Origin of the sequence: Kitasatospora sp. NPDC001539 (assembly GCF_040298565.1) — a bacterium.
Lineage (GTDB): Bacteria > Actinomycetota > Actinomycetes > Streptomycetales > Streptomycetaceae > Kitasatospora.
On the sequence record NZ_JBEPAK010000243.1, the window covers coordinates 1 to 10,746 of the forward strand.

At 76.7% G+C, this 10,746-nt stretch carries 6 protein-coding genes and 1 riboswitch; of the genes, 2 read left to right on the plus strand and 4 right to left on the minus strand.

Annotation, left to right across the window (positions count from 1 at the left end; all coding sequences use genetic code 11):
* Positions 1-201 precede the first annotated feature (201 nt).
* The 3 genes from ABT247_RS27475 to ABT247_RS27485 are packed head-to-tail and all read right to left on the minus strand — an operon-like array spanning position 202 to position 3,622.
* Complete coding sequence (locus tag ABT247_RS27475) at positions 202-1,722, minus strand: precorrin-2 C(20)-methyltransferase (RefSeq protein WP_350747425.1); 1,521 nt, start codon at positions 1,720-1,722, stop codon at positions 202-204.
* Positions 1,719-2,345, minus strand: coding sequence for a precorrin-8X methylmutase (locus ABT247_RS27480; RefSeq protein WP_350747427.1), 627 nt, complete (start codon positions 2,343-2,345; stop codon positions 1,719-1,721). The genes ABT247_RS27475 and ABT247_RS27480 overlap by 4 nt, the downstream gene beginning before the upstream one ends.
* A complete protein-coding gene (locus ABT247_RS27485; RefSeq protein WP_502892512.1) occupies positions 2,342-3,622 on the minus strand; it encodes a ferredoxin-like domain-containing protein in 1,281 nt (426 codons plus the stop codon). Before ABT247_RS27485 ends, ABT247_RS27480 begins: the two co-directional genes overlap by 4 nt.
* Before the next feature lie 386 nt (positions 3,623-4,008).
* A riboswitch (cobalamin riboswitch) is annotated at positions 4,009-4,094 on the plus strand.
* Positions 4,095-4,248: 154 nt separating this feature from the next.
* Between ABT247_RS27485 and cobN the strand changes: the two genes are divergently transcribed.
* Complete coding sequence (gene cobN, locus ABT247_RS27490) at positions 4,249-7,863, plus strand: cobaltochelatase subunit CobN (protein WP_350747433.1); 3,615 nt, start codon at positions 4,249-4,251, stop codon at positions 7,861-7,863.
* 120 nt (positions 7,864-7,983) lie between these two features.
* Positions 7,984-9,801, plus strand: coding sequence for an apolipoprotein N-acyltransferase (gene lnt, locus ABT247_RS27495; protein ID WP_350747435.1), 1,818 nt, complete (start codon positions 7,984-7,986; stop codon positions 9,799-9,801).
* Here lnt and ABT247_RS27500 read toward each other — a convergent pair.
* Complete coding sequence (locus ABT247_RS27500; RefSeq protein ID WP_350747438.1) at positions 9,732-10,541, minus strand: VOC family protein; 810 nt, start codon at positions 10,539-10,541, stop codon at positions 9,732-9,734. The two genes, lnt and ABT247_RS27500, sit on opposite strands and share 70 nt — an antisense overlap.
* Positions 10,542-10,746: the final 205 nt, after the last annotated feature.

A 10,746-nucleotide genomic window follows, 5' to 3' on the forward strand; every position in this document is an offset into this window, starting at 1 on the left:
CTGATCGCCAAGCGCGAGCGCGGCGAGCGGGCGGGCGGTGCCGCGGCTCCCGCCAAGCTGCCGATCACCCGCAGCCGTACGGCCTGGGTCGAATCCGTCCGCCGCCGTCCGGCACCTGCCGGCTGCCGGCCGTGGGTCCTTGCGGCCGGGCGGCTTCCCCGCCGGCCCCGCCGCCCCCGCCGTCCTGCCGCCGACCCGCCGTCAGACCTCCGGGTAGCGCCGCGGCGTCCAGACGACCTCGACGCCGCCGCCCCGCTCGACCGCCCGGGTCTGCGAGGAGCCGATCAGCAGGATCGTCCGCATGTCGACCAGCGCCGGGTCCAGCTCGCCGAGCCGGACGATCCGGATCCGCTCGGTCGGGCCGCCGACGTCACGCGCCATCACCACCGGCGTCCCCGGCGCGCGGTACTCCAGCAGCAGGTCCCGGGCCAGGCCGACCTGGGTGGTGCGGGACTGCGAGCCCGGGTTGTAGAGCGCGAGCACCAGGTCCGCCTCGGCGGCGGCGCGCAGCCGCCTGGCCACCACGTCCCAGGGCTTGAGCCGGTCCGACAGCGACACCGTCGCGTAGTCGTGCCCCAGCGGGGCCCCGGCCCGGGAGGCGGCCGCGTGCGCGGCGGTCACCCCGGGGAGCACCCGCACCGGCACGTCCCGGTAGGCCTCCTCGCAGGCCACCTCCAGCACCGCGGTGGCCATCGCGAAGACTCCCGGGTCCCCCGAGGAGACCACCGCGACCCGGTGCCCGCGCCGGGCGAGCTCCAGGGCGTACTCGGCGCGCTCCGACTCGACCTTGTTGTCCGAGCCGTGCCGCCGCTGCCCCGGCCGCTCCGGCACCCGGGCCAGGTAGGTGGTGTAGCCGACCAGGTCGGTGGCCTCGGCCAGGGCGCCGCGCGCCTCCGGGGTGAGCCAGAGCGGCCCGGCCGGCCCCGTTCCGACCACGGTCACGCTGCCCGTGCCGTCCGCCACCCGGACGGCGGGCTCCAGCGGCGCCACCTTGCTGGGCAGGACCGCCACCGAGAAGTAGGGCACGGTGTCGCCGTCGACCTCGGCGAGCGGGGCGATGCGCTCCCCCGCCATGAAGGCGCGCTCGACGTACTGGGCGTCCTCCAGCCGTCCGGCCCGCTCCAGGGCCCGCCGGACGGTCGGGAAGGTGCGGCCGAGCTTCATGATCACGGCGGAGTCGGCGGAGGCGATCCGGGCCGTCAGCTCCTCCTCGGGCAGGGTGCCCGGGATGACGGTGAGCGTCTCCTCGGCCTCGGTCAGCGGCTGTCCGAGCCGGGCCGCCGCCGCGCTGACCGAGGTCACGCCGGGCACCACCTCGGTCGGGTAGCGGTGCGCGAGCCGCTTGTGCATGTGCTGGTACGAGCCGTAGAACAGCGGGTCGCCCTCGGCGAGGACCACTACGTCGCGTCCGGCGTCCAGGTGGGCGGCCAGCCGCGCGGCGGCCTCCTCGTAGAACTCGTCCAGCGCGCCCCGGTAGCCGCCCGGGTGGTCGGTGGTCTCGACGGTCAGCGGGTAGACCAGCTTCTCCTCCAGCTGACTGCCCGTCAGGTAGCGTTCGGCGATCGAGCGCGCGATGGAACGGCCGTGCCGGGCGCTGTGGTACGCCACCACGTCGGCCTTGCCGATGAGTTCGGCCGCGCGGACGGTCACCAGGGACGGGTCCCCCGGGCCGAGGCCGACGCCGTACAGCCGACCGGTGGCCGGGGTCTGCTGCTCCGTCACTCTTCCTCGCTCGCGATCGCGTTGACGGCCGCGGCGGCGATCGCACTGCCGCCGCGCCGGCCGCGGACCACCAGGTGCTCCAGGCCGGACGGGTGCTCGGCCAGGGCCTGCTTGGACTCGGCGGCACCGATGAAGCCGACCGGCACGCCGATCACCGCGGCCGGGCGCGGCGCACCCGCCTCGATCATCTCCAGCAGCCTGAACAGCGAGGTCGGCGCGTTGCCGACGGCGACCACCGCGCCCTCCAGCCGGGGCAGCCACAGTTCCATGGCCGCCGCGCTACGGGTGTTGCCCGTCTTCCGGGCGAGTTCGGGCACCGCCGGGTCGGTGAGGGTGCAGATCACCTCGTTGTCGGCGGGCAGCCGCTTGCGGGTGATGCCGCTGGCGACCATGTTGACGTCGCAGAGGATGGGCGCACCGGCGTGCAGCGCCGCGCGCGCCGAGGCGACCACGCCGGGCGAGTACACCAGGTCCTCGACCAGGTCGACCATCCCGCAGGCGTGGATCATCCGCACCGCGACCTGGGAGACGTCCGCCGGGAGGGCGGCCAGGTCGGCCTCCGCGCGGATGGTGGCAAAGGACTGGCGGTAGATGGACGCGCCGTCCTTCTCGTACTCGATCACTTCGTGGTCCTCCTGGCCTCGGCGACCGCCTCGGCCATCTGTTCGTTCCTCACGTCCACGGGAGAGCCCGTGGACGCCGCCGGCCCGTTGACCGTCACCCGGTAGCCGTGCCCGGTGGCGAGCACGTCCACCCACCGCCCGGCCGGGTGGCCGCAGCGCCGCTCACAGCCGGACCAGTGCACCGGCAGCCCGGCCGGCCCGGACTCCAGGGCCCGGGCCGCGTCCGCCCGGACGTCGGCCAGCGACCTGGCGCAGCCCGGCAGCCCGGTGCAGGCGGTGGCCCGCTCCCAGGCCGAGCCCGGCACGGTGCGGAAGCCGGCGGCCTCGAGTGCGGGCAGCCGGTCCGCCGGGGCGCCGGGCAGTACCGCGCCGCGCCACGGGGTCAGCCGCAGTTCGCCGGCCGAGGCGGCGGCCAGCGCGCGCCACTGCTCGGCGCTCGCCCGCCCGAAGCGCATGCCCACCGACAGCGCGCCGGGCAGCGCGCCGAGCGCGGGCGGCGCACCGGTGGGGGCGGGCAGCGGCACCGGGCCGGCCGGCAGCAGCTCGGGCACCTCGCGCAGGTGCCAGGCCTGGCGGCCGGTCGCCCTCAGCGCGTCCAGGAAGGCCCGGGCGGCGTCCAGCACGGCCGTCACCTCCTGCCCGGGCTCGACCGGGTGTCCGGAGGCGGCGCGCCCGAGGCGCAGCACCGCCGGCCCGCCCGACGCTGCGATCAATGTCACATCGGCGTCGAGCGCGGCGACGTCGCCCCGCCCGTCGTCCAGCGCGAACAGGAACTTGCCGGAGAGCCCGGCGGCCCAGTCGCTCGCGCACAGCCGCGCGTCCAGCTCCCGTGCCCAGGCCTGCACGTCCGGGCCCGGGGCGGTGGCCGCCGAGGTGCCCGACGGACCGCCCACCGGAGTGCCCGGCGGACCGGCCAGCCCTGCCAGCGGCGAGGCGACGATGTTGCGGACCCGCTCATGGGTGTCGGAGGGCAGCAGGCCGACGGCGCGCAGCCGCTCGGCGAGGTCGGCGCCGCAGTCCGCGGCCAGGCCGCGGAGTTGGACGTTGCCGCGCGAGGTGGTCTCCAACTCCCCGTCGCCCAGGGCCTCGGCCGCCTCGGCCAGGGCCAGCGCCTGACGGACCGTCAGCAATCCGCCGGGCAGGCGGATCCGGGCCAGGGCGCCGTCGTCGGCCGTGTGCAGACGAAGCGCCCCGGGACAGGCGTCCGCGCGCCCCCGGTCGGGCGCGGCGGCGCCCGGCGCGGTGGCGTCGGGTGTCGGTGGCATGGCGGCGAGCATACAGATGATCCGATCGGTTGCCTCCGTCCGCTGCGTCACATCCGGCGTCGCCCGGGGGCACTCCCGGCTCGCATCCCGGCCCCGCCCACCTGCGCGCCGGTCCCCCGCGCCCCTCCCTGCCGGGCGGCCGCGCCCCGTCCGCCGACCGGCTCGCACCCGCCTCCGCACCCGCCTCCGCGCCCGCCCGCGCGCCGGGCGGTCCCCGGCTTACGGGCCGAGCCGTTCACCGCCGCCGCGCCCTCCCGTCCGCACGCGGCGCCGCACCGGGCGTACACCGCGGCGCACCGGACGTGGCGCAACTCGCCCTCCCCCAGGTCAGCCGCACCCCGTACGATGCTGGCGGGCGGTCCCCAGCGGACCGTCCGCACGCCAGCGACGGCGCAGGGGAGGAAACCGGTGCAAGCCCGGTGCGGTCCCGCCACTGTGACCGCGGCTCACCGGGGAACCGGTCGGCCGCGGGAGCCAGGAACTCCCGCCGTCCTCCACCGGCCCGGGGCGCGGACCCCGAGGAAGGCAGAAATGCACCCGCGCTGTCGCATGCCCGCACCCGTGTCCCCGGCCACCACCGCGGCCACCCTGGCCACCACGGCCACCCTGGCCACCGAAGAGGCCGGGAGGGCCTTCGCATGATCCTGCTGCTGTCGACGTCCGACACCGACCTGCTCAGCGCCCGCGCATCGGCCGGCCCCGTTCCCTACCGGCTCGGCAACCCGGCCCGGCTGTCCCCCGAGGACCTGCCCGCGCTGCTGGAGGGCACCGAGCTCGTGGTGGTCCGCCTGCTCGGCGGCCGGCGCGCCTGGCAGGAGGGGCTGGACGCGCTGCTGGCCGGCCCCCGCCCGGTGGTCGTGCTGACCGGTGAACAGGCCCCCGACGCCCAGCTGATGGAGCTGTCCACCGTCCCGGCCGGCATCGCCGCCGAGGCCCACGCCTACCTCGCCCACGGCGGCGCGGCCAACCTGGCCGAGCTGGGCGCCTTCCTCTCCGACACCGTGCTGCTGACCGGCCACGGCTTCGCCCCGCCCGCGTCCGCCCCGGCCTGGGGGCCGCTGGAGCGCGAAGCCCGTACGACCGAGGGCCCGACGGTCGCGGTGCTCTACTACCGCGCCCACCACATGAGCGGCAACACCGCCTTCGTGGAGGCCCTCTGCCGGGCCATCGAGGACCAGGGCGCCCGGGCCCGGGCCTACTACTGCGCCTCGCTGCGCGGCGCCGAGCCCGAGCTGCTGGCCGCGCTCGGCGAGGCCGACGCGATCGTGACCACCGTGCTGGCGGCCGGCGGCACCCGCCCGGCGGACGCCCAGGCCGGCGGCGACGAGGAGGCCTGGGACGCCGGCGCACTGGCCGCACTGGACCGCCCGATCCTCCAGGCGCTCTGCCTGACCTGGTCGCGCGCCCAGTGGGAGGCCAGCGACGACGGCCTCTCCCCGCTGGACACCGCCACCCAGATCGCGGTGCCGGAGTTCGACGGCCGCCTGATCAGCGTCCCGTTCTCCTTCAAGGAGCTGGACGAGGACGGCCTGACCGTCTACGCCGCCGACCCGGAGCGCGCCGCCCGCGTCGCCGGGACGGCCGTCAAGCACGCCCGGCTGCGCCACACCCCGGCCGCCGAACGCCGCCTCGCCCTGGTGCTGTCCGCCTACCCGACCAAGCACGCCCGGGTCGGCAACGCCGTCGGCCTGGACACCCCGGCCAGCGCGGTGCGGCTGCTGGAGCGGCTGCGCGCGGAGGGCATGGACCTGGGTTCGGACCTGCCCGGTCTGGACGGGAGCACCGACGACGGCCACGAGGGCGACGCGCTGATCCACGCCCTGATCGCCGCCGGCGGCTACGACCAGGACTGGCTGACCGAGGAGCAGCTGGCCCGCAACCCGGTGCGCATCCCGGCCGCCGACTACCGCCGCTGGTACGCGGGGCTCCCGCAGGCCCTGCGCGAGCAGGTGGAGGAGCACTGGGGCCCGGCCCCCGGCGAGCTGTACGTCGACCGTTCGCAGAACCCGGACGGCGACATCGTGCTCGCCGCGATCCGCTCCGGCAACCTGCTGGTGCTGATCCAGCCGCCGCGCGGCTTCGGCGAGAACCCCGTCGCCATCTACCACGACCCCGACCTGCCGCCGAGCCACCACTACCTGGCCGCCTACCGCTGGATCGAGGCCGCGCAGGAGGACGGCGGCTTCGGGGCCCACGCCGTCATCCACCTCGGCAAGCACGGGAACCTGGAGTGGCTGCCCGGCAAGACCGCCGCGCTGTCCGCCGAGTGCGGCCCGGACGCCGTCCTCGGCGACCTGCCGCTGATCTACCCCTTCCTGGTCAACGACCCGGGCGAGGGCACCCAGGCCAAGCGCCGCGCCCACGCCACCCTGGTCGACCACCTGGTGCCGCCGATGGCCCGCGCCGACTCCTACGGCGACATCGCCCGCCTGGAGCAACTGCTCGACGAGCACTCCAACATCGCCGCGATGGACCCGGCCAAGCTGCCCGCGATCCGCGCCCAGATCTGGACCCTGATCCAGGCCGCCAAGCTGGACCACGACCTCGGTCTGGACGAGCGGCCCGAGGACGACGGCTTCGACGACTTCCTGCTGCACGTCGACGGCTGGCTCTGCGAGGTCAAGGACGCCCAGATCCGCGACGGCCTGCACGTCCTCGGCCAGGCACCGGCCGGCACCGACCGGGTCAACATCGTGCTCGCCATCCTGCGCGCCCGGCAGATCTGGGGCGGCGTCAGCGCGCTGCCCGGACTGCGCGAGGCGCTCGGCCTGGACGAGGCGGCCCTCACCCTGGGCGCCACCGACGCGGCCGAGGCCAGGGCCCGTGCCCTGGTCGAGGCGATGGAGGCCGAGGACTGGGCGCCCGAAGCCGTCGAGAAGGTCGCCGCCGGGCTGCCGGAGGCCGTCCACCAGGTGCTGGCCTTCGCCGCCACCCAGGTGGTGCCGCGGCTGGCCGCCACCACGGACGAGCTGGACGCCGTGCTGCACGCGCTCCAGGGCGGTTTCGTCCCGGCCGGCCCGTCCGGCTCTCCGCTGCGCGGCCTGGTCAACGTGCTGCCGACCGGCCGCAACTTCTACTCCGTCGACCCGAAGGCCGTCCCCAGCAAGCTCGCCTGGGAGACCGGCCAGGCGCTCGCCGCCTCCCTGATCGACCGTTACCGGGCCGACAACGACGGCGCCTACCCGCCCTCGGTCGGCCTGTCGCTGTGGGGCACCAGCGCGATGCGCACCGCCGGCGACGACATCGCCGAGGCCTTCGCGCTGCTCGGGGTCCGTCCGGTCTGGGACGACGCCTCCCGCCGGGTCACCGGCCTGGAGCCGATCCCGCTGGACGAACTGGGCCGGCCGCGCATCGACGTGACGCTGCGCATCTCCGGCTTCTTCCGGGACGCCTTCCCGCACGTCGTCGCCCTGCTGGACGACGCGGTGCGCCTGGCCGCCGCCCAGGAGGAGGCCGACGCGGACAACTTCGTCCGGGCCCACGTGCAGGCCGACCTCGCGGTGCACGGCGACGAGCGCAAGGCCACCGTCCGCGTCTTCGGCTCCCGCCCGGGCACCTACGGCGCGGGCCTGCTCCAGCTGATCGACAGCCGGGACTGGCGCACCGACGCCGACCTGGCCGAGGTGTACACGGTCTGGGGCGGCTACGCGTACGGCCGGGGGCTGGACGGCCGCCCGGCCCGCGAGGAGATGGAGACCGCGTACCGGCGGATCACCGTCGCGGCGAAGAACACCGACACCCGCGAGCACGACATCGCCGACTCCGACGACTACTTCCAGTACCACGGCGGCATGGTGGCCACGGTCCGCGCCCTCACCGGCAAGGCGCCGACCGCCTACATCGGCGACTCGACCCGCCCGGAGACGGTCCGCACCCGGACGCTCACCGAGGAGGCCGCCCGCGTCTTCCGCGCCCGGGTGGTCAACCCGCGCTGGATCGAGGCGATGCGCCGCCACGGCTACAAGGGCGCCTTCGAGATGGCCGCGACCGTCGACTACCTGTTCGGCTACGACGCCACCACGGGCGTGGTCGCGGACTGGATGTACGAGAAGCTGACCGAGGAGTACGTCCTCGACCCGGTCAACCGGGAGTTCCTGGCCGGCGCCAATCCGTGGGCGCTGCACGGCATCAGCGAGCGGCTGCTGGAGGCGGCGAGCCGCGGGCTGTGGGAGCGGCCGGACCCGGCGCTGATCGAGCAGTTGCAGGCCGCGTTCCTGGAGACCGAGGGGGACCTGGAGGGCGAGGAGGGCTGAGCGGGCGCGGCCGCCCGGCGGCCGGCGGGCCGCGCCGAGTTCGAAACGTGGCGTTCCCGTCACCCGTTCGGAGGACGGGAACGCTGGTGGCGCACGGCGCCCGAGCGGACAATACGGGGCATGTCGCGCCGCATCGCTCCCGCCAGCCGCATCCCGAGCACGACCGCCGCCCCGGACGCCGTTCCGGACACCGGGGCGGACGCCGCCCGGGCCGCCGTGCCGTCCGCCGGGAGACGGGGGCCGCGCGTGCCGCACCGCTACCGGGGCCGCTACGGGGCGCTGGCGGCCGGGGCGGTTCCGGTGCTGGCGTTCCCGGCGCCGGGGCAGGCCTGGCTCGCCTGGGTCGCGCTGGTCCCCGGGCTGCTGCTCATGCAGCGGGCGCCCTCGGGGCGGGAGGCGGCGGTGCGCGGCTGGTGGTTCGGGGCCGGGTTCATCCTCACCGCGATGTACTGGCTGGTGCCGTCCATCGGGCCCGGGCTCCCGGTGCTCGCGGTGCTGTTCGGGGGGCTGCAGAGCGCCGTCGGATACGCCGCCCACCGGCTGCTCCACCCCCCGCTGACCACCCGTCGGGCGCTGCTGGCGCTGCTGGTCGTCCCCGCGGTGTGGGTGACCACCGAGTACGCCCGGTCCTGGCACGCGCTCGGCGGCCCGTGGGCGCTGCTCGGCGCCACCCAGTGGCAGCACCCGGCGATCCTGGGGCTGGCCTCGGCGGGCGGGATCTGGCTGGTGAGCGCCGCGGTGGCGGCGGTGAACACCGCGGTGCTGATCCTGCTGACCGCCGTGCACCGGCAGCCGCGGGCGGTCGCCGCGCTGACCGCCGTCCTGGTGCTGGCCGCCGGTCCGCTGCTGTTCGCGCTGCGCCAGGCGCCGGTCCGCACCGGGTCGGTGACGGTGGCGCTCGTCCAGCCGGGCATCGTGGAGGACCCGCAGGCCCGGTTCGACGCGAGCGCGCGGGCCACCGCCGACCTGGTCGGGCAGCCGGTGGACCTGGTGGTGTGGGGCGAGAGCAGCACCACCGCCGACCTGGACCGCGACCCCGTCGCGCGGGACGCCCTACGCCGGCTCGCGGCGACCACCGGCGCCGAGGTCGTCGCCGGCGAGGACGCCCGCAAGGCCGACGGCCGGATCTCCAAGGACGCGGTGCTGGTCTCCCCGACGGGGGTGGTGGACCGCTACCGCAAGATCCGGCTGGTGCCCTTCGGCGAGTACATCCCGCTGCGCCCGGTGCTGGGCTGGATCGCCGGGGTCAGCCGGGCGGCGGCCGAGAACCGGGCTCCCGGCACGGCCTTCCACCTGCTGCCGGCCACCGACCGGGCGGGCGGGCCGCTGCCGGTCGGCGCCCTGATCTGCTTCGAGTCGGCGTTCCCGGACATGGCCCGGACGGCGGCGCGGGACGGCGCCCGGGTGCTGGTCTACCAGTCCTCGACCTCGACCTTCCAGCGCACCTGGGCCCCGGAGCAGCACGTCGCGCTGGCGGCGATCCGCGCCGCGGAGACGGGGCGTCCCTCCGTGCAGGCCTCGCTGACCGGCGTCTCGGCCGCCTTCGACGCCCAGGGGCGGGAGCTGGCCCGGCTCGGTACCGACGGCACCGGGGCGCTGACCGTCCGGGTGCCGCTCACCGCGCCCGGGACGCTGACCTGGTACGACCGGGTCGGTGACGTGGTGCCGCTGGGCGCTCTGCTGGTCGCGGCGGGGGCGGCGCTGGGCGGGTGGCGCGCGGCGGCCTCGCGGCGGCCGGCCCGGCCGGTCGGCGCGGGCGCGCCCGCTCAGGCCTCCGGGGCGTCCGGGGCGTCCAGGGTGTCCGGGGCGTCCGAGGTGGACCGCGTGTCCGGGGCCTGCGCGGCGCCCGGCGGGCCCGGCGGGCCTGCTCAGGCGTCCGGCGGGTCCGCGGCGGACGGGCCGGACGGGCCGTCCAGGGCGGACGGGCCGGAGGCGTAGACGCCGAAGGCCGCGCCCTGGGCGTCGCGCAGGACGGCGATCCGTCGGCCGCCGGGCATCGAGTAGGCGGGCATCAGCACCGCCGCGCCGAGGGCGACCGCGCGCTCGACCGTGTTGTCGACGTCGCCGACCGAGAAGTACGGCAGCCAGTGCGGCCGCGCCTCGGGCGGGAAGCCCTCGCCCATCGCCAGCATCCCGCCGAAGTCCCGGCCGTCCACGCCCCACTGGGTGTAGTGCTCGGACGGGGCGACGGACCAGCCGAAGACCGCCGGATAGAAGGCGGTCGCGCCGGACGGGTCGCGGGTGAGCAGTTCCACCCAGCCGAGCGAGCCGGGCTCGTTGAACACGTCGGCGCCCGAGAAGGCACGGGCCTGCCAGAGGATGAAGACCGCTCCGGACGGGTCGGCCGCCACCGCGAACCGGCCGCGGTCGGGCACGTCGGTGGGCTCCTTCCGGAGGGATCCGCCGGCGTCCTCGACCCTCGCCGCGGTGGCGTCGGCGTCGGCGACCGCGAAGCAGACCGTCCAGGCCGTCGGCTGCTGCGGTGCGTAGCGCGGGGTGATGGCGGCTGCCGAGGCGTCTCCCAGCAGCATCCGGGTGTGGCCGCCGGCCTCGGCGCGGGCGCCGGGGTCGGGGCGCCAGCCGAACAGTTCGCCGTAGAAGGCCGTGGCGGCGGCCGGGTCGGAGGTGCCCAGCTCGACCCAGCACGGGCCGTTGGTGGTGACGGAGGTCTGCTTCATGGCCTGCGGCTCTCCCTGCTCCCCCGCCCCAGCATGCCCGGCCCGGCGGGGTGCGGGCGGCCGCTGGTGGGCCGAACGGGGCCGAACCGGGCGGACCGGGGCCGAAGGGGGGTGGTGCGGGGGGGGGGGGCCGCGACCGCCCCACCCCCCCCCCCCCCCCCGGCCCGCAGCCCCCCCCCCCCCCCCCCCCCCCCGGGCCCAACAA

Bases quoted from the DNA above. Each gene is read 5' to 3' on its own strand.
- ABT247_RS27485 (WP_502892512.1), bottom strand. From the start codon at position 3,622: ATGCTCGCCGCCATGCCACCGACACCCGACGCCACCGCGCCGGGCGCC.
- cobN (WP_350747433.1), top strand. From the start codon at position 4,249: ATGATCCTGCTGCTGTCGACGTCCGACACCGACCTGCTCAGCGCCCGC.
- ABT247_RS27500 (WP_350747438.1), bottom strand. From the start codon at position 10,541: ATGAAGCAGACCTCCGTCACCACCAACGGCCCGTGCTGGGTCGAGCTG.
- lnt (WP_350747435.1), top strand. From the start codon at position 7,984: ATGTCGCGCCGCATCGCTCCCGCCAGCCGCATCCCGAGCACGACCGCC.